Annotated in this window: 19 protein-coding genes, 1 pseudogene and 2 riboswitches; of the genes and pseudogenes, 5 read left to right on the forward strand and 15 right to left on the reverse strand. The window is 68.6% G+C overall.

Annotated elements, in window-relative coordinates:
- Positions 1–17: 17 nt before the first annotated feature.
- A pseudogene (gene ppk2, locus QSU92_RS01615) lies at positions 18–809 on the forward strand (polyphosphate kinase 2); the annotation flags it as partial.
- A 75-nt stretch (positions 810–884) separates the two neighbouring features.
- On the opposite strand, the gene QSU92_RS01620 reads toward ppk2, so the two are convergent.
- From QSU92_RS01620 to QSU92_RS01645, 6 genes are all read right to left on the reverse strand, one after another.
- Entirely contained in the window at positions 885–2180 is a 1296-nt protein-coding gene (locus tag QSU92_RS01620; RefSeq protein WP_289264457.1) for a citrate synthase, read from the reverse strand.
- 180 nt (positions 2181–2360) lie between these two features.
- Positions 2361–3467 (reverse strand): succinyldiaminopimelate transaminase, encoded by a 1107-nt coding sequence (gene dapC / locus QSU92_RS01625; RefSeq protein ID WP_289264458.1) that lies wholly within the window; start codon positions 3465–3467, stop codon positions 2361–2363.
- A 2-nt stretch (positions 3468–3469) separates the two neighbouring features.
- Positions 3470–3790, reverse strand: a complete 321-nt coding sequence (gene fdxA, locus QSU92_RS01630) for a ferredoxin (RefSeq protein ID WP_289264459.1) — start codon at positions 3788–3790, stop codon at positions 3470–3472.
- Between the two features lie 4 nt (positions 3791–3794).
- Positions 3795–4187, reverse strand: coding sequence for a histidinol dehydrogenase (locus QSU92_RS01635; RefSeq protein ID WP_289264460.1), 393 nt, complete (start codon positions 4185–4187; stop codon positions 3795–3797).
- Positions 4188–4224: 37 nt separating this feature from the next.
- A complete protein-coding gene (locus QSU92_RS01640) occupies positions 4225–4539 on the reverse strand; it encodes an AzlD domain-containing protein (RefSeq protein WP_289264461.1) in 315 nt (104 codons plus the stop codon).
- Positions 4536–5252, reverse strand: coding sequence for an AzlC family ABC transporter permease (locus tag QSU92_RS01645; protein ID WP_289264462.1), 717 nt, complete (start codon positions 5250–5252; stop codon positions 4536–4538). The genes QSU92_RS01640 and QSU92_RS01645 overlap by 4 nt, the downstream gene beginning before the upstream one ends.
- 114 nt (positions 5253–5366) lie before the next feature.
- Here QSU92_RS01645 and QSU92_RS01650 point away from each other — a divergent pair, with 114 nt between their 5' ends.
- Entirely contained in the window at positions 5367–5915 is a 549-nt protein-coding gene (locus QSU92_RS01650) for a helix-turn-helix domain-containing protein (RefSeq protein ID WP_289264463.1), read from the forward strand.
- A 24-nt stretch (positions 5916–5939) separates the two neighbouring features.
- Here QSU92_RS01650 and typA read toward each other — a convergent pair whose 3' ends face one another.
- Positions 5940–7853 carry a translational GTPase TypA gene (typA, locus tag QSU92_RS01655; protein WP_289264464.1) on the reverse strand — a complete coding sequence of 638 codons (1914 nt, stop codon included), beginning with the start codon at positions 7851–7853 and terminating at the stop codon, positions 5940–5942.
- 127 nt (positions 7854–7980) lie between these two features.
- A complete protein-coding gene (locus QSU92_RS01660) occupies positions 7981–9750 on the reverse strand; it encodes a dipeptide ABC transporter ATP-binding protein (protein ID WP_289264465.1) in 1770 nt (589 codons plus the stop codon).
- Positions 9751–9782: 32 nt separating this feature from the next.
- On the opposite strand from QSU92_RS01660, the gene QSU92_RS01665 reads away from it, so the two are divergent.
- Entirely contained in the window at positions 9783–10391 is a 609-nt protein-coding gene (locus tag QSU92_RS01665; RefSeq protein WP_289264466.1) for a PH domain-containing protein, read from the forward strand.
- Between the two features lie 10 nt (positions 10392–10401).
- Here QSU92_RS01665 and QSU92_RS01670 read toward each other — a convergent pair whose 3' ends face one another.
- The 3 genes from QSU92_RS01670 to QSU92_RS01680 form a co-directional block, all read right to left on the reverse strand.
- Complete coding sequence (locus QSU92_RS01670) at positions 10402–11604, reverse strand: ABC transporter permease (RefSeq protein ID WP_289264467.1); 1203 nt, start codon at positions 11602–11604, stop codon at positions 10402–10404.
- Complete coding sequence (locus tag QSU92_RS01675) at positions 11604–13121, reverse strand: ABC transporter permease (protein WP_289264468.1); 1518 nt, start codon at positions 13119–13121, stop codon at positions 11604–11606. The genes QSU92_RS01670 and QSU92_RS01675 overlap by 1 nt, the downstream gene beginning before the upstream one ends.
- Positions 13122–13309: 188 nt before the next feature.
- Entirely contained in the window at positions 13310–15145 is a 1836-nt protein-coding gene (locus QSU92_RS01680; RefSeq protein ID WP_289264469.1) for an ABC transporter family substrate-binding protein, read from the reverse strand.
- A gap of 178 nt (positions 15146–15323) precedes the next feature.
- Here QSU92_RS01680 and QSU92_RS01685 point away from each other — a divergent pair, with 178 nt between their 5' ends.
- A complete protein-coding gene (locus QSU92_RS01685) occupies positions 15324–16139 on the forward strand; it encodes a CPBP family intramembrane glutamic endopeptidase (RefSeq protein ID WP_289265783.1) in 816 nt (271 codons plus the stop codon).
- A gap of 206 nt (positions 16140–16345) precedes the next feature.
- Positions 16346–17338, forward strand: a complete 993-nt coding sequence (locus QSU92_RS01690) for a hypothetical protein (protein ID WP_289264470.1) — start codon at positions 16346–16348, stop codon at positions 17336–17338.
- Positions 17339–17433: 95 nt separating this feature from the next.
- Here the strand turns inward: QSU92_RS01690 and gcvP are convergent, their stop codons facing one another.
- The 4 genes from gcvP to QSU92_RS01710 form a co-directional block, all read right to left on the reverse strand.
- Positions 17434–20313, reverse strand: a complete 2880-nt coding sequence (gene gcvP / locus QSU92_RS01695; RefSeq protein WP_289264471.1) for an aminomethyl-transferring glycine dehydrogenase — start codon at positions 20311–20313, stop codon at positions 17434–17436.
- Positions 20313–20693, reverse strand: a complete 381-nt coding sequence (gene gcvH / locus QSU92_RS01700; protein WP_289264472.1) for a glycine cleavage system protein GcvH — start codon at positions 20691–20693, stop codon at positions 20313–20315. The genes gcvP and gcvH overlap by 1 nt, the downstream gene beginning before the upstream one ends.
- A complete protein-coding gene (locus QSU92_RS01705; protein ID WP_289264473.1) occupies positions 20690–21907 on the reverse strand; it encodes a glycine cleavage system aminomethyltransferase GcvT in 1218 nt (405 codons plus the stop codon). The genes gcvH and QSU92_RS01705 overlap by 4 nt, the downstream gene beginning before the upstream one ends.
- Positions 21908–21957: 50 nt before the next feature.
- Positions 21958–22057, reverse strand: a riboswitch (glycine riboswitch).
- A gap of 1 nt (position 22058) precedes the next feature.
- Positions 22059–22155, reverse strand: a riboswitch (glycine riboswitch).
- Between the two features lie 90 nt (positions 22156–22245).
- Positions 22246–23427 (reverse strand): MarP family serine protease, encoded by a 1182-nt coding sequence (locus QSU92_RS01710; protein WP_333783435.1) that lies wholly within the window; start codon positions 23425–23427, stop codon positions 22246–22248.
- Positions 23428–23440: the final 13 nt, after the last annotated feature.

Consider the following 23440-nt stretch of genomic DNA (forward strand, 5'->3'; position numbering starts at 1 on the left):
GGCAGAGAGGAGCGGACATGGCTCGCAGGATCCCGCGGGAACTGTATGAGAACGAGCTCGCCAGGCTCCAGGCGCAGCTGGTCGAGATGCAGGCATGGGTGCAGGCCACCGGCGCCCGGATCGTGGTGATCTTCGAGGGCCGGGATGCGGCGGGCAAAGGTTCCACGATCAAGCGGGTGTCGGAGTACCTCAACCCCCGCGTCACGCGGATCGTCGCCCTGCCCGCTCCCACCGACCGCGAGAAGACCCAGTGGTACTTCCAGCGGTACATCGCCCACCTGCCCGCGGCCGGCGAGATCGTGCTGATGGACAGATCCTGGTACAACCGAGCCGGTGTGGAGCACGTGATGGGCTACTGCACCAATGCCGAGTACCACCGGTTCCTGCACCAGGCGCCGATCTTCGAGCGGATGCTGGTGGAGGACGGCGTCCTGCTGCTGAAGTACTGGTTCAGCGTCTCGGACGTGGAGCAGGAGCGCCGCTTCCGCTCCCGCGCGAAGGATCCGATGCGGCGCTGGAAGCTCAGCCCCAACGACGTGCTGTCGATCACCAGGTGGGAGGACTACTCCCGCGCCAAAGACACGATGTTCGTGCACACCGACATCCCCGAGGCGCCGTGGTTCGAGGTGGACAACGAGGACAAGCGCCGCGGCCGACTCAACATGATCGCGCACCTGCTCTCACAGGTCCCATACCGCGAGATCGAGCGTCCCGTCATCGAGATCCCCGAGCGCCCCGCCTCCGGCGGCTACGAACGCTCACCGCGCAACGTCGAGAACCATGTCCCCGACTTCGCAGGCGAGGTGCTGCGACGCATCCACGCCGGAGAGAAGCTCCCCCGCTGCCCCTGCTGGAATAATGCGGAGCGGACTGACTCGCGCGGGTCAGGCCTCTCCGGGGTAATTCCGTTCGACGGCGCCCGTGTACAGCTGCTGCGGACGCCCGATCTTGGTCTGCGGGTCCTGCTGCATCTCGCGCCAGTGCGCCAGCCAGCCGGGCAGGCGCCCGATCGCGAACAGGACGGTGAACATGCGCGTGGGGAAGCCCATCGCCTTGTAGATCACGCCCGTGTAGAAGTCCACGTTGGGGTACAGGCGACGCTCCTTGAAGTAGTCGTCCTCGAGCGCGATCGCCTCGAGCTCCTTCGCCAGGTCCAGCAGCGGATCGCTGACCCCGAGCGCCTCGAGCACCTCGTCAGCCGACTCCTTCACGAGCTTGGCGCGCGGGTCGTAGTTCTTGTAGACGCGGTGCCCGAAGCCCATGAGCTTCACGCCGTCTTCCTTGTTCTTCACACGCTCGACGAAGCGACGCACGCCCTCGCCCGAGTCGCGGATGCGACCGAGCATCTCCAGAACGGCTTCGTTCGCGCCGCCGTGCAGCGGACCGTACAGCGCGTTGATGCCCGCCGATATCGATGAGAACTGGTTCGCGCCCGTCGAGCCGACGAGGCGCACGGTCGAGGTGGAGGCGTTCTGCTCGTGGTCTTCGTGGAGGATCAGCAGCCGCTCGAGGGCCCGCGTCATCACGGGGTTGACGTCATAGATCTCCGAGAGCACACCGAAGTTCAGCTTCAGGAAATTGTCGACGAAGCTCAGCGAATTGTCGGGGTAGAGGAAGGCCTGCCCGACGCTCTTCTTATGCGCGTACGCGGCGATCACGGGAAGCTTCGCGAGCATCCGGATGGTGTTCAGCTCGACGTGCTCCGGATTGTTCGGGTCGGATTCGCGCTCGTAGTAGGTCGACAGCGCCGCAGTCGCCGCGGAGAGCACCGACATCGGGTGGGCCGTGTGGGGAAGGGCGGAGAAGAACCGCTTGAGATCCTCGTGCAGCAGAGTGTGGCGACGGATGCGGTTGTCGAACTCCGCGAGCTGGTCGGCCGTGGGCAGTTCGCCGTAGATGAGCAGCCACGCGACCTCGAGGTAGGTGCTGTTCTTCGCCAGCTGCTCGATGGGATAGCCGCGATACCGCAGGATCCCCTTGTCGCCGTCGATGAAGGTGATGGCCGACTTCGTCGCCGACGTGTTCACGAAACCGTAGTCGAGGGTGGTGTGCCCGGTCTGACGCATGAAGGTGGAGATGTCGACGCTGGGGATGCCGTCGGTCCCCGCCAGCACCGGGAACTCGGCGGTGCGTTCCCCGACTGTGAAGGTTGCCTTCTCCTGCTGGGTTCCGTCGCTCACGGCGCCTCCTCGCGATTCCTGGTCGTGCCGGGGGTGTCGTCCAGCCCGGGCGTCACGTTGCCTGCCCGAGCGATGCGGCCCACGACGCGTGTCGCGACGCCGCTTACAGCCTATCGGGCGACGGCGCCTACTGTTGTCATCGCCAAAGCCCGACGAGATCGGCTGGAGGGATCAGACGATTCATCGCGTGCGCAGCCGCGCGGCCGCGGTTGCGATCCGCTCGTCCGACGCGGTGAGCGACAGCCGAACGTGCTGCGGATGATGAGGGCCGTAGAACGTGCCGGGCCCGACGAGGATGCCGAGATCGGCGAGGTCGGACAGGCTCGCCCATGCATCGCGTCCTTCCGTCGCCCAGAGGTACAGGCCGGCTTCGCTGCGGTCGATACGGAACCCGGCGTCGAGCAGGGCGGGGCGGAGGATGTCGCGGCGGCGGCGATAGCGCTCGCGCTGATGGTCCACATGCTCGTCGTCGCCGAGAGCGGCGACCATCGCGGCCTGCACCGGCGCCGGAGGGATGAGACCGAGGTGCTTGCGGGCGGTGTGGATCTCGGCGAGGAGAGCGGCGTCGCCGGCGACGAAGGCCGCGCGATAGCCGGCGAGGTTCGACTGCTTGCTCAGCGAGTAGACCGACAGCACGCCGCGTCGGTCTCCGTCGGTGACCCGCGGGTCGAGCGCGGAGGGCACGGGGTCGGCGTCCCACGGGGCGTCCCAGCCGAGTTCGGCGTAGCACTCGTCCGAGGCGAGGATCGCCCCGAGCTCACGGGCGCGCTCTCGGGCATCTCGCAGCGCCGCGACATCCTGTACCGCTCCATCGGGATTCCCGGGCGAGTTCAGCCAGGCCAGCCGGGTCGCGTCGGGCCATTCGGATGGATCATCCGAGGCGATCGGCGTGGCGCCCACGAGCCTCGCGCCCACCTCGTACGTCGGGTACGCCGCGCGCGGATGTACGACGATGTCTCCCGGACCCACGCCCAGCAGGAGCGGAAGGAGGGCGACGAACTCCTTCGACCCGACGGTCGGCAGCACCTCGTCGGCACCGAGCCCCTCGACGCCACGTCGCCGGGCGTACCATCCGGCGATCGCCTCGCGCAGCGCCGGTGTGCCCGCCGTCTGCGGGTAGGCGTGCGCATCCGTCGCGTCGCGCAGTGCCGCGGCGACGACGTCGGGGGTGGGGTCCACCGGCGAGCCGACCGACAGATCCACGATGCCATCGGGATGCTGCTGAGCCCGGACCGCGAACGGTCGGACGGCGTCCCAGGGGTAATCGGCGAGGTCGGCGACCCCCACGATCAGTGTTCCTGGGGAGGAAGAGCCGCGATGATCGGATGGTCCTTCGCGATGACGCCGACCTTGGCCGCGCCGCCGGGGGACCCCACGTCGGAGAAGAACTCGACGTTGGCGGTGTAGTAGTCCTGCCATTCCTCGGGCAGATCGTCCTCGTAGTAGATCGCCTCGACCGGGCAGACGGGCTCGCACGCACCGCAGTCCACGCACTCGTCGGGGTGGATGTACAAAGAGCGTTCACCCTCGTAGATGCAGTCGACCGGGCACTCGTCGATGCAGGCGCGATCCTTGACATCGACGCACGGGAGGGCGATCACATACGTCACGTGATCAGTCTATGGGCTCCGACCGTGCAGTCCTCGCCGGGACGGACATCCGCTCGGGCCAGGCGACGACGATCGCGACCACGAGGGGGACGGAGAACGTCCACACGATCCCCAAGCTCGTCTGCGGCACGATGACGCTCCCGCCCGGGCCTTCCCCGGAGAAGACCAGGGTGGCGGCGAGCATCCCGAGCCCGGCGGCCAGCGTCGCCCACCGATCTCCCGTCAGGAGTCGGATGGCGACCAGGAGCGCGGTCGATCCGATGATCGCCAGCACCAGCCCGACGGGCAGGACCCACAGGGTGAAGGGATGGGCGATGGTGCCCGCCAGTCCGTACGCTCCGCCGATCACGACCGCGACGATCCAGGTGAGGATGCGGGCGAGGGTGGACGTGCGCATCAGACCAGCGTAGGCGCTGCACGACCGGCGGACGCGATCAGGCCGCCCATCCGAGCCACCGCAGGAGCGCCGCGGTCAGCGCCGCGGCAGCCACCACCACGAGGAAGGGCGCACGAAGGAGGAGAAGGCCTGCCGCGACCAGTACGGCGGGTACCCGCGCGTCCACGACGATCGCCTGGCCGGCACCGAGGGTCTGCACGGCGACGAGCGCCGCGAGCAGCGCGACGGTCAGGAGATCGGCGATCCGGGCCGGGCGGGGCGCCTCGAGGACCTTCGGCGGGATGAGGTATCCGACGGCCTTGAGCGCCACGCAGATGATCGAGGCGACCAGCACCGCTGTCCAGAGCGTCACGGCGCACTCCTTCCCGGCGTTGCGGTGGCGGCGGTCCCCCCGAGGAGGTTTCCCCACCCGATGACGACGGCGACGAACGCCGCGACGAGGACGGGCAGCCCCGGCATCAGCACCGGGGTGAGCACAGTCGCGACCGCGGCCGCGGCGATTCCGGTTGCGATGGCCTGCCGTTCACGCAGGCGCGGCCAGAGGAGAGCGAGGAACGCAGCGGCGGCCGCGGCGTCGAGCCCCCATGCGCGGGGATCCCCCAGAACATCACCGAGGAGCGCTCCGGCCAGGGTGGAGAGATTCCAGCCGAGGTAGATGCCGATGCCGGTCGCCCAGAATCCGATGGTGCGTCCCCGAGGCGTGTCGCGCGCGAGCGAGACAGCCGTGGACTCGTCGATCGTGACGTGCGCTGCGGCCAGCCGCTTCAAGGGACCTGTGCCGATGATCGCCGACATCCGCATCCCATAGGCGATGTTTCGAACCCCGAGGAGTGCGGCGGAGGCGATGGCGGCAGGGGCGGCGGCCACTCCCCCGGCTCCGATGATGCCGACGAAGGCGAACTGGGACCCACCGGTGAACATGAGAAGACTGAGCACGCACGTCTGCCACACATCCAGACCGGCCGCGACCGCCAGCGCGCCGAAGGACACCCCGTAGGCACTGGTGGCCAGCGCCACGCCGAGGGCGTCGTGCCAGGCCTCGCGCGCGTCGGCGTGATCGGTCATCTCGTCCGCCTCTCAGAACGGTCACGGACATCTCCCCGGTTCGGGGGGTCCGGGTTCATCCTGGACGACCACAATCGGCCAGTCAAGTGAACGAATGTTTGGCATACTGAACGAATGGAATCATTGGGAACCCGGATCGCCGTCGCCCTCCGCCGCGAGCGCGAAGCAGCCGGCCTCTCGGTGTCGGAGCTGGCGCGGAGGGCCGAGGTGTCCAAGGCGACGATCTCGCAGCTGGAGGGCGGAGCCGGAAACCCGAACGTGGAGACGCTGTGGGCGATCGCCACGGCGCTGGGCATCCCCTTCTCGGTCTTCGTCGACGACCCGGCGCCGATCACCCGTGTCGTCCGTGGCAGCGAGATGCCCGCAGTGCCCTCAGGGGTGGCACCGTACGCGGCCGCCCTGCTGTCCGCGTGCCCACCCGGAGCGCGTCGCGACCTCTACGTGATCCGAGCCGATCCCGGCGGCACGCGCCGGTCGGCGCCCCACCCCCGCGGCACGGTCGAGTACGTCGTCCTCATCTCGGGACGGGCACTGGTCGGGCCCGAGTCAGAGCCCGTGACCCTCGAGCCCGGCGACTTCCTCACCTACGCCGGCGACGGTCCGCACGTCTTCGAGGCACTCGAGCCCGCGACATCCGCCGTGCTTCTCTCGGAAGCGCGGTGAGTCGGCCCGCGAGGGCGGGCCCGATCAGACGTTGGCGTCCTGGCGCTTCAGCCGCGACGCGGCGCGACCGCGCTCGGTCGCATCGAGGATCACCTTGCGGATGCGCACCTTCTCGGGCGTGACCTCGACGCACTCGTCCTCACGGGCGAACTCGAGGCTCTCCTCGAGCGAGAGCTGACGCGGCGGGGTCAGACGCTCGAGCTCGTCGGCAGTCGAGGAGCGCATGTTGGTGAGCTTCTTCTCTTTGGTGATGTTGACGTCCATGTCGTCGGCGCGGGTGTTCTCGCCGACGACCATGCCCTCGTAGACCTCTTCGGTGGGCTGGACGAAGAAGCTCATGCGCTCCTGGAGCGCCATCATCGCGAACGGGGTCACGACGCCGGCACGGTCGGCGACGATCGAACCGTTCTGACGGGACTGGATGTGGCCGGCCCAGTCGTCGTAACCGTGCGAGATCGCGTTGGCGATGCCCGTGCCACGGGTGACCGAGAGGAACTCGGTCCGGAATCCGATGAGCCCGCGCGAGGGTACGACGAACTCCATGCGCACCCATCCGGTGCCGTGGTTGACCATCGTCTCCATGCGACCCTTGCGAGCGGCGAGGAGCTGGGTGATGGCTCCGAGGTACTCCTCGGGAGCATCGATCGTCAGGTGCTCGAAGGGCTCCTGAACCTTGCCGTCCTCGCCCTTGCGGGTGACCACCTGGGGCTTGCCGACGGTCAGCTCGAAGCCCTCACGGCGCATGTTCTCCACCAGGATGGCGAGGGCGAGCTCGCCGCGGCCCTGCACCTCCCACGCGTCGGGCCGGCCGATGTCGACCACCTTCAGCGACACGTTGCCGATGAGCTCACGGTCGAGGCGGTCCTTCACCATGCGCGCGGTGACCTTGTGGCCCTTGACCTTGCCGACCAGGGGCGAGGTGTTCGTACCGATGGTCATCGAGATCGCCGGGTCGTCCACCGTGATGGCGGGAAGCGGCCGAACGTCCTCGGGGTCGGCGATGGTCTCGCCGATGGTGATGTCCTCGAAGCCCGCGATCGCGACGATGTCGCCCGGACCCGCCTCCTCGGCGGGGTAGCGCTCGAGCGCACGGGTCTTCAGCAGCTCGGTGATCCGTGCGGTGGAGTGCGAACCGTCATGGCGCACCCACGCGACGGTCTGCCCCTTCTTCAGCGTGCCGTTGAACACGCGCAGGAGTGCGAGGCGGCCGAGGAAGGGGCTGGAGTCGAGGTTCGTCACCCACGCCTGGAGCGGCGCTTCGTCGTCGTAGGACGGCGCGGGAACGTGCGCGAGGATGGCCTCGAACAGCGGCTCGAGGTCGCTGTTGTCGGGGAGGTCGCCGTTGGCGGGGCGGGTACGGGAGGCCGCTCCGGCGCGGCCTGACGCATAGACGACCGGCACATCGAGGAGAGCGTCGACATCGAGGTCGGGCACATCGTCCTGCAGATCGGAGGCGAGTCCGAGCAGCAGGTCATGCGCCTCCTCCTCGACCTCGGCGATGCGCGCGTCGGGCCGGTCGGTCTTGTTCACCAGCAGGATGACGGGGAGCTTGGCCTCCAGGGCCTTGCGGAGGACGAAGCGGGTCTGGGGAAGCGGGCCCTCGCTGGCGTCGACCAGCAGCACCACGCCATCGACCATCGACAGACCGCGCTCGACCTCGCCGCCGAAGTCGGCGTGACCCGGGGTGTCGATGACGTTGATCGTCACGGGTACGTCGGTGTGCGCGCCGTTGTAGGTGATGGCGGTGTTCTTCGCGAGGATCGTGATCCCCTTCTCGCGCTCCAGATCGTTGGAGTCCATCGCCCGCTCCTCGACGTGAGCGTGGTCGCCGAACGACCCGGTCTGTCGCAGCATGGCGTCCACGAGGGTGGTCTTGCCGTGGTCGACGTGCGCGACGATCGCGACGTTGCGGAGGTCCGGACGGAGGGCGCGCGCCATGAGGGAATCCTTGAAAGCTGTGGGAAAAGCCCGGAATCGGGCGGACCCATCCTACCGTCCGCGCCTGCGCGACCCGTTCAGGAGCCTCGCAGGCGCGGAGGAGAGTCCTCCGGCGCAGCGGTGTCGGTCAGCTTGCGGAACGCCCCAGGAGGGCGGCGCGGGCCTCTCGGCGCTCCCGCTGCGCGTCGGGGTCGGGCACCGGGACCGCGGCGATGAGGCGCTGGGTGTAGGGATCCTTCGCTCCGCGCAGGATCTCGTCGCGTGTGCCGGTCTCCACGAGCTTCCCCAGGTGCATCACGCTGATGCGGTGGGCGAGGATGTCGACGACAGCCAGGTCGTGGCTGATGAACAGGCACGCGAACTGCAGCTCCTGCTGCAGCTCCTGGAGAAGATCGAGGAAGCGCGCCTGCACCGAGACATCCAGGGCCGAGGTGGGCTCGTCGGCGACGAGCAGCTCGGGCGCCAGGGCCAGGGCGCGGGCGATACCGACGCGCTGGCGCTGACCGCCTGACAGCTCGTGCGGGAATCGATTCCGGTACGAGCGGGGCAGCTCGACCTGGTCGAGGAGGTCTTCGACCCTGCGATCGAGGTCCTTGCCCTTGGCCTCGCCCGCGAGGAGGATCGGCTCGCCGATCGACTGGCCGATCGGCATCCGGGGGTTCAGCGACGAGGCGGGGTCCTGGAAGACGATCCCGGTCCGGCGGCGGATGGCGAACAGATCCTTCTGCGTGGCGTGGGAGATGTCGGTGCCGACGGTGGTGAGCTTCCCCTCCGCGATCGGGATCAGGCCGATCGCGGCGCGGCCGATGGTGGTCTTGCCCGATCCCGACTCCCCCACGAGCCCCATGATCTCGCCGGGGTAGATCTGCAGATCGATGTGCTCGGCCGCACGGAAGGCGGGGATGCGCCCGCGCTTGGGGTACTCGATCGCGACATCCTCGAACGACAGCACCGGCTCGCGCGTCTCGACGACGCGCTGCGTGTTGGCGTGCTCGCGGATCGAGGCGATGGTGGGTACGGCCGAGGTTTCGCTGACCACCTCGCCGGCGGCGGACTCGTCGATCGGCTCGAGCACGCCGAGGCCGAGGTGCGGCACCGAGGCCAGCAGCTGCTGGGTGTAGGGGTGGGTGGGGTGGTGGAAGATGTCCTCCACCGAACCCGACTCCACCACGATGCCGTTCTTCATCACCATGATGCGGTCGGCGAGGTCGGCGACAACGCCCATGTCGTGGGTGATGAGGATGATCGCCGAGTCCAGACGCTTGTGGAGATTGCGGAGCAGGTCGAGGATCTCGGCCTGCACCGTGACGTCGAGCGCGGTCGTGGGCTCGTCGGCGATGAGCAGGAGCGGGTCGCACGAGATCGACTGCGCGATCATGGCGCGCTGACGCTGACCGCCGGACAGCTGATGCGGGTACTTGTGGAAGGACTGCTCGGGGTTGGGCATCTCCACCAGGCTCAGCAGCTCGATGGCGCGCTTCTTCGCCGCCGACGGCGCGAGCGAACGGTCGTGGGAGCGGAGCGCCTCGACGATCTGGAAGCCGATCGTGTAGACGGGGTTCAGGGCCGTCATCGGCTCCTGGAAGATCACCGCGATCTCGTTTCCGCGCAGCGACCGGATGGTGGCCTGGTCGACGCCGCGGAGCTCACGGTCGAGGAGCTTGATCGAGCCGGTCACGCGGGCGTTCTCGGGCAGCAGGCCCAGCAGCGACATCGAGCTGGTCGACTTGCCCGACCCCGACTCACCCACGATCGCGAGGACCTCGCCCCGGCGGACGGTGTAGTTCATGTCGACGGCGGCGGGGTAGAACTCGCCGTCCACCCAGAACTCGACGTTCAGTCCGTCGACCTCGAGGATCGTCTCGGGAGTGCCCGAGGGGGCGGTGGTGTCAGTCATGCGGTGGCATCCCATCTGAGAAGCTTGAGGTCATGGCGTTCCAGGAGGTCGACTACAGGCCGATGTTCGGCCGCATCCTCGCTGTCGTGACCGGGGTGTTGTGCGCGGGGGGAATCATCGCGCTGTGGGTGGATGACCCGGGGTCGGGGCTGCGCTACTCGTGGCCCCTGGTGTTCATCGCCGTGCTGGCGTGGACCTTCTTCTGGCGTCCTCGCCTGAAGGTCGAGCCGCACGGGGTGACGGTCGTCAACGTCCTTCGCACCCACTTCGTGCCGTGGCCGGCGATCCGCGACATCGACACGCGCTTCGCGCTCACGCTGCGGACCGGTCACGGCAAGGTGCCCGTGTGGGCGGCGCCCGCGCCGGGGCGGCACCGCGCACTCGGATTGGCGGAGAAGGACTTCGACGGTGTCGGCGCGAGTGCCCGCGGCGAATTCGGCTCGCTCCGCCCGAGCGACGCCGTCTCGACGCCGACCGGAAACCTCGCTCAGCTCATCCGCGGCCAGTGGGAGGCGCTGCGCGCCCAGGGCCTTCTCGCCCCCGGGGAAGACCCCGAGGCTGAGAAGGTGACCTGGCACGTGGGGACGATCGCCGCTCTCGCGGTCAGCGGCGCGGCGACCGTCCTCGGCCTCGCGCTGTAGGAGCGGCATCTCAGCGCTCCGGATCGAACCGGCCGTGACCGGCATCGCCGGGCTCTTCGGGGCGGGGGTCGTGGTAGTTCTCCACGTCACCGGTGTAGACCGCCTCCCCGGCGACCGTGACGGTGGCGGGTTCGTGAGCCTGCGCGGTGCCACCGGCGGGCGCCGCCGGCCCCTTCGCGATTCCCGCGCGGGCCATCGCCCGCTCGCTCGGCATCTTCTTCTGGCGCGGGTCGAACGCGTCGCGGAGGCCATCGCCGATGAAGTTGACGCAGAGCGCGATGGCGATGATGAACAGACCCGGCCACCAGAACAGCCACGGCCTCGTCGAGAACGCCGCCTGGTTGTCGGAGACGATCTTGCCGAGCGACGTGTCGGGCGACTGGACGCCGAATCCGAGGAAGCTCAGCGCCGACTCGAGCAGGATCGCGCCCGCCATGAGGAGGGTCGCGTTCACGACGATCACGCCGACCGCGTTCGGGAGGATGTGGCGGAAGATGATGCGTCGATCACGGGCTCCCGACACCCGAGCGGCATCCACGAACTCGCGCTCGCGAAGCGTGAGGAACTCACCACGCACGAGTCGCGCCAGGGTCGTCCAGGCGAAGAGGCCGATCACGACACCGAGGACGGCGGCTCCGAGGTTTCCGAGCGCGTTGCCGAGCACCGCGCCGATGACGATGAGCGGGATGGTGATGATGATGTCGGTGAAGCGCATGAGCACCGAATCGGCCCACTTGCGGTAGTAGCCCGCCACCGCGCCGATGACGACGCCGATGATCGTCGCCACCACACCTGCGATGACCATCACCATGAGCGACTGCTGCGCGCCGCGCATGACGACCGCGAAGGTGTCGCGACCGACCTCGTCCTGCCCGAACGGGTGGTTGCCGAAAGCGATCCCGGCCCCGCCGAGGAATTCGGGGATGAGGCTGAGCGACGGAGCGCCACGATTCTCGACCGTCGGGATCTCCCGCCAGTCGTACTGCCACCATCCCGGGATGCGGAGACTTCCGATCTCGATGCCCACGGAGGTGAAGGCCAGCACCACGATGAACGCCAGCACGATCATGGAGGTCACGGCCGCGCGGTGACGGAAGAACCGGCGGCGGACGATCTGACCCTGACTCAGGCCCTCGGTCTCGCGCTGCTCGATGGAGATCTCCGCGGTGGCCTCGGCCTCACGGTCTTCGGGTCCTTGTGTGACGGTGCTCATCAGCCCACCTTGATTCTCGGGTCGAGCGCGGCGTAGACGAGGTCCGCGATGAGGTTGAACAACACGGCCAGCGTCCCCGTGACGACGAAGAACGCCATGATCGGGTTCGGATCGGAGACACGCAGTGCGTCGACGAACAGGCGCCCCATTCCGGTCCAGCCGAAGATCGTCTCCGTGACCACCGCGCCGCCGACGAGGGCGCCGACGTCGAAGGCGATGATCGTCGTGATCGGGATGAGGGCGTTCCGGAAGGCGTGGCGGACGACCACGGTTCGCTCGGTGAGGCCCTTCGATCGCGCCGTGCGGATGTAGTCCTGGTTCATCACCTCGAGCAGGCTCGCCCGGGAGTAACGCGTGTAGGACGCGAACGAGATCAGCACGATCGCGATGGTCGGCAGAAGCAGGTGGGTGTAGAGGTCGATCCCCTGCACCCAGAAGTTGCCGCCCAGTCCCGGCGTCGAGGCGCCCACCGTGGCGATCGGCCGCCCCCGGATGCGGCTGGAGTTGGCGTAGGCCTCCCAGTAGGACATGTACTTGTCGAGGGCGATGAGGCCCGCGGAGAAGACACCGACGAGGATCGCGGTTCGGATCACCGGGCCCCGATCGGGGGCACCGAAGAACCACCCGATGGCGCCGGTCACCACGATGGTGAGGACGATGAGCAGGACGAAGAAGCCCAGCGTCATCCCATTGAGGATGTAGTTCATCATCGGGAAGTACAGCGCGATGCCGAGCACCGCGACGGCCAGTGCCGCGTACAGGGCCTTGCGGTTGCGCAGTCCGGTGGAGACGGCGGTGATGCCGAAGGCGATGCCGATGACGAGTGCTGCGTACACGACGATCCCGATACTCGGGTCGGCGAACCACTGGGTGACCGACAGGTAGGCCAGGACTCCCGCGGTGGCGAGGGTCGCCGCGCCGAACACGATGAGACGACGCTTCCAGTGGCCGCCGATCAGCGACATCCACAGCACACCGGCGATCAGCGATATCAGCACGATCGCGGGTATCGCGATCGTCGGATCGGCGAGCCAGGAGTTCAGCTGGATCGCGCCGTACTGCTTCAGCAGCACCGCGACCCAGAAGATCGGCAGGGAGAAGAAGAGGAACGCGATGAGGGTGACGGAGTAGTCGAAGCCGGTGTACTGGCGAAGCGCCGAGATGATGCCGACCGTGATACCCAGGACGATCGCCACGACCGTCGCCGTCGTCACGAGCGTCAGCGTCGACGTCAGTGCGTTGGAGAGGAGGGCGTTGACCGACTGGTTCTGGATGCTGATGCCGAGGTCGCCGCGGAAGAGACCGCCGAGCCACAGGAAGTAGCGCAGCGGTGCGGGGACATCCAGGTTGAGAAGCCGCGTGCGAGCTTCCATGAGCTCCGCTTTGTTCGGAGCATTGGACTGTCTGAGCTCTTCGAGCGGGTCACCCGAGAGCGAGACCAGGATGTACATCAAGAAGGTGGCGGCGAAGAGCACGAAGATCGACGCGATCAACCGCCGGATGATGAATGAAGCCATGGTGAGGCTGCCTGCCTATCGATGAGTCGGCACGGCGCGCGCGGGAGCGGGGGATGCAGCTCGGGCGTGCGGCTGCCGCGGGGAGAAGTCTAACAAGCGGGAGGGGTGCAGATTCCCGAGGGAATCTGCACCCCCCGACCTTGGTGCGGGTTCAGGCGGCGCGCGCCCGAGTCAGACCGTGGTCTTGCTTACTCCTCCGAGCCGGCGTCCGTGACTTCCCAGTCCCACGCGTTCCAGAAGATGGTCGGCGCGAGAATCGACGGGTCGATGTTCGTCACGCGGTCGCTGAAGGCAGTGACCTCGGGGAACTGGTAGATCGTCACGCCGTAGAAGTCCTCCCACAGCAGACGGTCCATCTCGACCTGGAGCTCGATCTGGGTCTCCTCGTCGAACGTGGTGTTCAGCTCGGTGATGATCTCGTCAACGCGCTCGTTCGAGTAGAAGTTGAGGTTGTTGATACCAGCGGTGACGAAGGTCGGCAGCGAGTTGGTGACACCCAGGCTCGTCGACTGCCATCCGAACAGCGAGGCGTCGTAGGCACCGGGGGTGCCCAGCAGGCCGCCCCAGTCCTCGGAGCCACAGTCGGTGACGTTGAAGCCGGCCTCGTTGGCCGACTGCTGGATGAGCGCGAACTCGTTGACACGACGCGGGTTGTTCGAGGCGTAGAGGACGCAGACCTCGGTGTTGGTGACGCCCGACTCCTCCAGGAGCTGGCGGGCGCCCTCGATGTCGACCTCGGCGTAGTCGGCGGAGGTGTTGCTGGCCGCCGCCTCGTCGTAGCCCGCCGCACCGGGGACGAACAGCTGCGAGTCACGGAGGATCGCGTCGTCGCCGATGATCGGCTTGATGAGGGTGTCGACGATCTCCTGGCGCGGGATGGTCTTCATGAAGGCCTCACGCACCTGGGGGTTGGAGAAGATGTTCTCCGGGTTGCGTCCCTGGTCGAACTGCAGGTCGACGTGCTCGTACGTGCCACCGAGACCGGTGTTCACGGTGATGCCGTCGATGCCTTCGAGGGCCGTGGTGATGTCCGCGGTCGCCTGCGGCTGGATGATGTCCACCTCACCGTTCTCCAGCGCCTGAACCGCTGCGAGCGGGTCGGGGATGAAGCGGACGGTGATCTCCTCGATGTTCGCGGTGTTATCACCGGAGTACTCGGGGTTGGCCGTCAGGGTGATGTACTCGTCGGCGACGAAGTCGCTGATGATGTACGGGCCGCTGGCGGTGACCAGCTCGGCGTCGTCGGGCATCGCCGTGAAGTTGAAGCCCGAGTTCCAGAACGAGGCCATCGGTGCGAGCGCGGCGGCGTCGTTGGACTCGATCGCGTCGAGGACGGCCTGCTTGGCCTCCTCGTTGTCCTCGAGGCCGAGGGCGTTCTTGGCGATGACGTGCGCCGGCAGCGGAGAGGTGAAGACGAGCTCCCAGTCGACGAACGGCTGGTCGAAGGTCATCGTGATGGAGCGACCGTCCTCGCCGACCTCGGGGGTCTCGCTGACCAGACCCATGCCCGACTCGGGCGTGGCACCGGAGTCGAAGTACACGACGTCGGTGGGGAACGCGTCGGTGAACTCACCGGTCTCGGGGTCGGTGAACTCGCCCGGGTCGAAGTCGGGGGTGTCCAGCGCGCGCGACAGGGCGGCCCAGTTGAGCATGAGGTCGGCGGCGTCGATCGGGGTGCCGTCGGACCAGTTGACGCCCTCGTTGACCGTGAAGGTGACCGTCAGCGGGTCTTCGCTGACGAGCTCGTAGGTGCCGAACGAGGTGTTCTGCACGAGCTCCGGGGTGTTGTTGTAGTAGTTGAAGCCGTCCAACACCAGGTAGTTGATGTTGTTGTTGGCGGTGGCGTTTCCGAACGACGTATTGCCGTTCATGGAGTAGAACGCCTGGTTCCACGCCGCGGTGATGGACGATCCTTCGACCAGACCCGAGTCGTCGCCGGCATCGCCGCCGCCGCCCGGGGCGCAGCCCGAGATCACGAGTGCGCCGACCGCGGTGAGTCCCACCGCGATCGAGAAGCGCTTCATTCTCACTGTTCCTCCTGTGCAGGGTTGTGCGCACGCGAAAAGGCCTGGACCTTACGCCGCGCGGATACCGAAACACTAAGCACGCCCTCTGCGGATGGTCAAAAGGGTGGCCCAAAACGTTACAGAGCCTTAACTCAGAGCGACCGGAATGTGACAATCTGACAAGATGGCCGCCGTGATGCCCCCCGATGATGTGAGGATTCCCACGTCGTTCCCCCGGGCCCGGACGTGGTGGGAGATCGGCATCGTGCTGGCCATCACGGTCGGTCAGAGCGCGGCCTACAGCGTCCTGGCCTTCGTCCGCTCGGTGATCCGCGCCCTCGAGGAGGAGCGTCGGATCTCCGACCAGCAGACGCAGCTGAACCCCTCGAGGGACGCCGCGGCCATCTGGGATCTCGTCTATCAGCTGCTCGACATCTTCTTCTCCCTGGCCCTCGTCGCCCTGGTGATCTACCTGCTGTGGGAACCCGGGAAGAGCGCCTTTGCCAGGATCGGCCTCGACTTCCGGCGATTCGGCGGCGATCTGGGTCGCGCCGTGCTGCTCGGCCTCGTGATCGGCGTCCCCGGCCTCGGCCTCTACATCCTCGGCCGTTCACTCGGCGTGACGGTGGCCGTGGTCGCCTCGCCGCTGGATGCCGCGTGGTACACCGTTCCCCTTCTGCTGCTTGCGGCCCTCCGCGCGGGTCTGACGGAAGAAGTCATCTTCCTCGGCTACCTCTTCGACCGCCTGCGGCGCGTCGGCTGGTCATGGTGGGCGATCATCCTCGCCACGGCCGGCCTTCGCGCGGCCTATCACGCGTATCAGGGCGTCGGCGCGATCATCGGGAACTTCGTCATGGGCATCGTCTTCGGCTGGTGCTACCGCCGGTGGGGACGCGTGATGCCGCTGGTGATCACGCACACCCTCATCGACATCGTCGCGTTCGTCGGCTACCCGCTGGCCGTCGCCTTCTTCCCCGGCGTCTTCGCCCCCCTCCCCACCCCCACCCCGTGACCCCGCCCCACCCTCTCCCCCCTTCGGCGAGAGTGCATCTGGGCGCCGAGGATGCGGGGCGACCCCGCATTCTGGGCGCGCAGATGGATTCTCGGTGGCAGACGCCTGGTCGACGAGGCTCCTCCACAGGACGGCTTGAGCACAAGTCATCCACAATCCGCCAAGACGACCGCACCGCTGCCCGACGACACGGTCAGGGTGAACGGATGTTCACCTCTGCATCGACGCTCGGGATCGCTCCGAATCCGCTACCGCTCCTGAGGGCGCGGAGCGTTCCGCATCCCGAACGTGAGGTCGCGCGCGGCGCACTCGTTCGACTCCGAAGGGGCGTGTATGCGCCCGCAGAACGGTGGCGCGATCTCGCACCCTGGGACCGCTACCTGGCCCGCGTCCACGCGGTCAACCTCACGCATCCCGACACCGTGTTCAGTCACGAATCCGCCGCTGCACTCCTGGGCGGGCCGGTCTTCGGTGATCCCCAGGTCGTTCATGTCCTGGTCGGCCCTGCAGACACCTCGCGATTCGGCGGCGGCGTCCGCACCCACCGATCCGGCTCGGACCGCGACATCCTGGTGACCGACGGATTCGCGATCACGAGCCTGGCCGACACGGCGGTCGACCTCTCCCGATATCGGCACTCGTCGCTCGGGCTGGCGATGAGTGATTACGCGCTCCGATCCGACGCCGGCCTGAGCCGGGAGGAACTCCTCGGACGTAATGCGGAGCGGATCAGCGGCCGAGGGCGCGGGGCGGCTCGGTGGGCCCTTTCGCGGGCGACGCCCGTCGCCGAGACCGTCCTCGAATCGGTCAGTCGCGCCGTGATCGAGTGGCTCGGATTCCCCGATCCCGACCTACAGGTCGTCTTCCGCTCTGGTTCGGGTGTGGAAGATCGTGCGGACTTTCACTGGCCGACCCTCGGTGTCATCGGCGAAGCCGACGGCGACGTCAAGTACGACGGTCGGTATGGAAACCCCGTCGAGATCTTCCGACGACAAGGTCATCGTGATCAGCGCCTCCTCGAGAGCATCGCGGCGACCGCGCACTGGGGATGGAGCGACGTCGCTGCTGTCGCGCCACTTCGAGCGACTCTGCGCAGCGTCGGGCTTCGACCGATCGCATCGGAGAACACAGCCGAACTCGTCGCCGTCCGTCGCATCCTTTTTCGCGAGAATGCAACGGGGCGCCGAGAGAACGGGTGAACCCCGCATCCTCGGCGCCCAGATGCACTCTCGCTGGCCGCGGGGAGCGCGCGAGGGACGCGAGCGCGGCGCGGCGCGGCGCGGCGCGGCGCGGGCTAGGCGAACGCCTCGATCGGCGGGCAGGCGCAGGTGAGATTGCGGTCGCCGTAGGCCTGGTCGATACGACGCACCGGCGGCCAGTACTTCGTCCTCACCAGCGCACGCACCGGATACACCGCTTCCTCACGCGAGTAGGGATGCCGCCACTCGGCGTCGACGATCGACTCGGCCGTGTGGGGGGCGTTGACCAGGGGGTTGTCGTCGGCGGGCCAGTCGCCCGCCGCGACGCGCGCCGCCTCGGCGCGGATCGCGATCATCGCGTCGACGAAGCGGTCGATCTCGGCGAGATCCTCCGACTCCGTCGGCTCGACCATCAGGGTCCCCGCGACGGGGAACGACATCGTCGGCGCGTGGAAGCCGTAGTCGATCAGGCGCTTGGCCACATCGTCGACGGTCACACCGGTCTCCTCGCGCAGCGGTCGCAGATCGAGGATGCACTCGTGAGCGACGAGCCCGCCCTCGCCGGTGTACAGCACCGGGAAGTGATCGCGCAGCCGCGCGGCGATGTAGTTCGCGGCGAGCACCGCCGACGCCGTCGCCCGCGTGAGGCCCTGCTCCCCCATCATCCGGATGTAGGCCCACGAGATCGGGAGGATCCCGGCCGACCCGTGCGGAGCCGCTGACACCGCACCTCCCTCGAACCGGAATCCCCCGGCGTGATCGGCCCACTGCGAGAACGGGTGCGACGGCAGGTAGGGCGCGAGGTGCGCCTTCGCCGCCACCGGCCCGACGCCCGGACCGCCCCCGCCGTGCGGGATCGCGAAGGTCTTGTGCAGGTTCAGGTGCGACACATCGCCCCCGAGGTCGCCGAACCGGGCGTAGCCGAGGAGCGCGTTGAGGTTCGCCCCGTCGATGTACACCTGGCCGCCGGCGTCGTGCACGGCCTGGGTGATCTCCAGCACGTCGTGCTCGTAGACGCCGTGCGTCGACGGGTAGGTGATCATGAGCGCCGCGAGCTCATCGGCGTGCGCGGCGACCTTCGCACGCAGGTCGCCGAGGTTGACGTTGCCGGCCTCGTCGCACGCCACGACGACGACCCGCATCCCCGCCAGCACCGCCGAGGCGGCGTTCGTACCGTGCGCCGACGACGGGATGAGGCACACCACGCGCTCCACGTCGTTGTTGGCGCGATGCCACCCCCGGATCGCCAGCAGGCCGGCGAGCTCGCCCTGCGAGCCGGCGTTCGGCTGCAGAGAGACCGCGTCGTAACCGGTGAGCTCGGCCAGCCAGCTCTCGAGCTGCTCGATGAGCGCCGCATAGCCGTGCACGTCGTCGGCGGGGGCGAACGGGTGCACCCGCGCGAACTCCGGCCACGACACCGCTGCCATCTCGGTGGCGGCGTTGAGCTTCATCGTGCACGACCCCAGCGGGATCATCCCGCGGTCCAGGGCGTAGTCGCGGTCGGCGAGCTGATGCAGGTACCGCATCATCGCCGTCTCGCTCCGGTGCTGCGAGAAGACCGGATGCTGCAGGTACCCGTCCTGACGACGGAGCGCGTCCGGCACAGCGCGCACCCCCACGATGCCGTCGAACGAGACCTCTCGGGTGCCGTCGGGCTCCTCGTCCGGGAGTCCGAACGCCCAGGCAACGGCAGCGAGGTCGGCGGCGGTCGTGGTCTCGTCGACCGAGACGCCGACGGTGGCGTCATCCGCCCAGAACAATTGGTATCCCTTCGACCGTGCGCGCTGGATGACCCGCTCCGCCGGTCCCGGGGTCACGATCCGGAGGGTGTCGAAGAACGCGTCGGACACGAGGTTCAACCCGTACGAGCGCAGGCGATCGGCGAGCGCCTCGGTCTTCTGCGCCACCTCGGTGGCGATCGCACGCAGCCCGTCGGGGCCGTGATAGACCGCGTACATCGACGCCATCACCGCAAGAAGCACCTGGGCGGTGCAGATGTTCGATGTCGCCTTCTCACGGCGGATGTGCTGCTCGCGGGTCTGCAGCGACAGGCGGTAGGCCGGGTGGCCCGCAGCATCCTGCGACACACCGACCAGCCGCCCCGGCAGCTGGCGCTCGAGGCCCTGGCGCACAGCCATGAAACCCGCGTGCGGGCCACCGAACCCGAGGGGCACGCCGAAGCGCTGCGTGGTCCCGACGGCGATGTCGGCGCCCAGCGAACCGGGTGAGGCCAGGAGCGTCAGGGCGAGAAGATCCGCGGCGACGACGGCGAGCCCGCCGGCGACGTGCACGGCGTCGATCACGCCGGAGGGGTCCCACACCCGCCCGGTCGCGCCGGGGTACTGCAGCAGCACGCCGAAGACACCCTCGGGCAGGGTCTCCCCCCGCGCGAAGTCGCGCTCGGCAACCTCGATCCCGACCGCCGAGGCGCGGGCACGCAGCAGCGCGCGGGTCTGCGGCAGCGCGTCTGCGTCCACGGCGAAGACGTTCGCGCTGCTCTTGGAGGCTCGCCGCGCGAGCAGCATCCCCTCGACGACCGCGGTCGACTCATCGAGCATCGACGCGTTCGCGATCGCGAGCCCCGTCAGGTCGGACACCATCGTCTGGAAGTTGATGAGCGCCTCGAGCCGTCCCTGGGAGATCTCGGGCTGGTACGGCGTGTACGCGGTGTACCAGGAGGGGTTCTCGAGCACGTTCCGGGCGATGACCGACGGGGTGATCGTGTCGTAGTAGCCGAGCCCGATCATGGGTCGGGCGAGCCGATTCTGCGACGCCAGCGCGCGCAGCTCGGCGAGCGCTTCGGTCTCGCTCGCGGCGGCAGGGATCGACGACGACGCGCGCGCCGTGGCCCGGATGGATGCCGGCACGGCAGCTGTCAGCAGAGCGTCGACGCTGTCGTAGCCGAGCGTGTCGAGCATGACCGCTTCGGCCGCCGCGTCGGTGCCGATGTGCCGTTCGGCGAAGGTCCGCGCCATCACTCGCCTCCCGTGAGGGCCTCGTACGCGGCGCGGTCGAGAAGCCTCTCGACGGCCGCCGGGTCGACCCGCAGCTTCAGCAGCCAGCCGTCCTCGTACGGCGAGGAGTTCACCAGCGACGGGTCGTCGACGACGGCATCGTTGACCGCGACCACATCGCCTGCGACCGGGGCGTAGAGCTCCCCCACCGACTTCGTCGACTCGATCTCGCCGCAGACCTGACCGGCGCTCACGCCGGAGTCGACCGCGGGCAGATCGACGAAGACGACATCGCCGAGCTTGTCGGCGGCGTAGTCGGTGATGCCGACGGTGGCGACATCACCGTCCAGGGCGATCCACTCGTGCTCGGCGGTGTACTTCAGAGCGTTGGTGTCTGTCATTTCTTCCTCCGGTAGAACGGCAGGGCGGTCACGGTGGCGGGAATGCGGGTGCCGCGCACGTCGATGGCCAGTTCGGTGCCGAGAGCGGATGCCGCGGGCGAGACGTACGCCATGGCGATGGGGTGCCCGAGGGTCGGGCTGAGGGCGCCGCTGGTGACTTCGCCCACGCGGTCGCGGCCGACGCGTCCGTCGCCGGCGAAGACGCCGTAGCCGGCGCGGCCCGCACGGCGGCCCTCCGAGACGAGCCCCACGAGCACGGGAGCGCCCTCATCGGCGACGGCGTTCTTCCCGACGAAGTCGGCCTTGTCGGCCGCGACGACGCGGCCGAGCCCTGCCTGGGCAGGGCGGATGCCACGTCCGAGCTCGTGGCCGTACAGCGGCATGCCCGCCTCCAGACGCAGCGTGTCGCGGGCGGCGAGGCCCGCAGGCACGAGGCCGAAGGGCTCCCCCGCCACCAGGAGCGCGTCCCACAGTTCGCCCGCGACGCCCGCGGGGGCGAGGAGCTCGAAGCCGTCCTCCCCGGTGTACCCCGTGCGGGCGACGAGAAGGTCGGCGTCCCGCCACCGAGCAGCGCGTGCGGCGTAGTAGGACAGGTCGGCGAGCTCCCACGGGGCTCTCGGCTCGCCGGCTCGTGGCGCCGGCTCACTGAGGTCGAGGTCGGGCAGAGCTTCGAGGACCTCGCGGGCACGCGGCCCCTGCACGGCGATCAGGGCGGTCTGCTCCGTGAGGTCTTCGACCCGTGGCACCTCCGAGCCGGCGACGCCCGACCAGTCTCCCTCGACAGGGCCGTCGAGGAACGGCAGGATGCGGGGCCACGCCGTCCGAGCCGCGGCGAGCGCCTCCGCCACCGCGTCACGGTTGCCGGCGTTCGCGACGACGAGGAAGTACTGCTCCCCCGTTCGGTACACGATGACGTCGTCGATGATGCCGCCGTCCTCGGCCAGCACGAGCGAGTACTTGGCCTTACCGATCTCCAGGGTGGAGACCCGGCCCGCGAGTACGTAGTCGAGGAAATCCGCCGCTCGGCCGTCGTGCACCCAGAACTCGGCCATATGCGAGATGTCGAACAGCCCCGCCGCCGATCGAACGGCATGGTGCTCGGCGAGGTCGGACGTGTACCGGACCGGCATCAGCCAGCCGCCGAAGTCGGTGAACGAGGCACCGAGCTGAGCGTGTCGATCGTGCAGCGGGCTCTGCCGCGCTGTGCTGTCCATGGAGTTCTCCCGGTCGGATCGGGTCGGCACGGTGATCCGTGTCGAAGAACTCCCCCTCTGTCATGGACCTGAGAGTTTCGCGCCGGGCGGACCCGGGCTTTCACCGTCGGCGGATGACGCAGAAAGCGGCGGCATCCTTTTTCAGAGTCGGCCGGCACGGACGGTACGCGGTACCTGAGAGATTGGCGGGGAGGCTTGCTCCTTCGGTGCTCGTCGCCGTGGCGACGAGGCTCTCCCGTCCGTGTCATGGGCCGGTATGGAGTTGTGTCCCGGCCTGGCCGGTGGGGCCCAGCATAGCCGCGGAAGAGACGTTGGCCCAGACTTCGCAAGCCGGCGCGTCAGCCGAGGCAGTTCCCGGTGGACACCCGGTCGCTGAGCCCCGGGGCACCGGCGGCGACGGGTTCGAGTTCGGCGTTCGTCATCGCGTATCCCCGCGTGTCGTCGCCGTCGGCCCGCGCGAAGACGACACCCGCCACCTCCCCGTCACCGGTCAGGAGCGGCCCTCCCGAGTTGCCCGGACGCACCTGGGCGAACAGCTGATAGATCTCCCGCGCATTGGCGGTGTCGTCGTAGATGTCGGGAACCGGAACCGTCCCCACCGAGAGCACCTCCGCCTGGGTGGGCGTCCACGGCCCGCCGAGCGGGTAGCCCTGCACTTGCGCAGCGCTTCCGGCGGGAAGGGTGTCACTGAGACCGAGCGGGGCGGCGGCGAGCCCGTCGACGGCGATGACGGCGAGGTCGTCGATGGGATCGAAGTACACCACCCGGCCCTCGACGGCGGCGCCCGCGTTCGGCTGCACGACGGGCGTGTCCACCCCTGCCACCACGTGAGCGTTGGTCACCACGCGGTCGGGAGCGACGACGAACCCCGACCCCGTCGAGCTCGTTCCGCAGGCGAAGGCCGTACCCGAGACCCGGACGACGGATGCCGCGGCGAGCTCGAGCTCAGGATCGCCGGCCTCGACCGGCGTCGCCGTGCCGGGCAAGACCTGCGGCGAGAGCAGACCGCCGAGCCTCGGCAGACCGTCATCGGTGACGAAGCTCCGCCATTGCGCGAGCGTTTGCGCCACGGGTGCCGGGATCACGCCGTTGATCGCCGTCATCACCCGCGACGACGCCACCGCGGGTCCGAGCACCGGAGCCCCGGTGTTGGCGACGCTCTGTCCGACGAGCGACAGGGCGAGGGCTGCGACGACGACGCTCACCACGCCGCCGAGGAGCCGATCGATGACCCGCAGCTTCACCCGATCGACGCCGCGACGCACCATGCCCCCGAGGACACCGCCGATCGTCCCGCCGAGCACCAGGAGGAGGAAGGACGCCACGATCACCACGAGCGGCCGCCACTGCTGCCAGGGCCACGCGTCATTGACGACCGGGGCCAGCCACCATGCCGCCACCCCGCCGGCGGCGAGGCCGAGCAGCGTCCCGAGACTTGCCACGAGGCCACGCTGCAGCCCGACGACGAGCGCCACCGCCAGCAGGGCGATGAGGAAGAGATCGACGAGCAGCACGGCCATCCTTCGGCAGGGA

This window comes from Microbacterium sp. ET2 (genome assembly GCF_030347395.1).
Taxonomy (GTDB): domain Bacteria; phylum Actinomycetota; class Actinomycetes; order Actinomycetales; family Microbacteriaceae; genus Microbacterium; species Microbacterium albipurpureum.

Excerpts from the sequence above, each read along its gene's own strand:
- QSU92_RS01635 (WP_289264460.1), bottom strand. The coding sequence starts at position 4,187 with ATGCGCACGTCCACCCTCGCCCGCATCCTCACCTGGATCGTCGCGGTC.
- QSU92_RS01645 (WP_289264462.1), bottom strand. The coding sequence starts at position 5,252 with ATGACCGATCACGCCGACGCGCGCGAGGCCTGGCACGACGCCCTCGGC.
- QSU92_RS01650 (WP_289264463.1), top strand. The coding sequence starts at position 5,367 with ATGGAATCATTGGGAACCCGGATCGCCGTCGCCCTCCGCCGCGAGCGC.
- typA (WP_289264464.1), bottom strand. The coding sequence starts at position 7,853 with ATGGCGCGCGCCCTCCGTCCGGACCTCCGCAACGTCGCGATCGTCGCG.
- QSU92_RS01660 (WP_289264465.1), bottom strand. The coding sequence starts at position 9,750 with ATGACTGACACCACCGCCCCCTCGGGCACTCCCGAGACGATCCTCGAG.
- QSU92_RS01665 (WP_289264466.1), top strand. The coding sequence starts at position 9,783 with ATGGCGTTCCAGGAGGTCGACTACAGGCCGATGTTCGGCCGCATCCTC.
- QSU92_RS01670 (WP_289264467.1), bottom strand. The coding sequence starts at position 11,604 with ATGAGCACCGTCACACAAGGACCCGAAGACCGTGAGGCCGAGGCCACC.
- QSU92_RS01675 (WP_289264468.1), bottom strand. The coding sequence starts at position 13,121 with ATGGCTTCATTCATCATCCGGCGGTTGATCGCGTCGATCTTCGTGCTC.
- QSU92_RS01680 (WP_289264469.1), bottom strand. The coding sequence starts at position 15,145 with ATGAAGCGCTTCTCGATCGCGGTGGGACTCACCGCGGTCGGCGCACTC.
- QSU92_RS01685 (WP_289265783.1), top strand. The coding sequence starts at position 15,324 with ATGCCCCCCGATGATGTGAGGATTCCCACGTCGTTCCCCCGGGCCCGG.
- QSU92_RS01690 (WP_289264470.1), top strand. The coding sequence starts at position 16,346 with ATGTTCACCTCTGCATCGACGCTCGGGATCGCTCCGAATCCGCTACCG.
- gcvP (WP_289264471.1), bottom strand. The coding sequence starts at position 20,313 with ATGGCGCGGACCTTCGCCGAACGGCACATCGGCACCGACGCGGCGGCC.
- gcvH (WP_289264472.1), bottom strand. The coding sequence starts at position 20,693 with ATGACAGACACCAACGCTCTGAAGTACACCGCCGAGCACGAGTGGATC.
- QSU92_RS01705 (WP_289264473.1), bottom strand. The coding sequence starts at position 21,907 with ATGGACAGCACAGCGCGGCAGAGCCCGCTGCACGATCGACACGCTCAG.
- QSU92_RS01710 (WP_333783435.1), bottom strand. The coding sequence starts at position 23,427 with ATGGCCGTGCTGCTCGTCGATCTCTTCCTCATCGCCCTGCTGGCGGTG.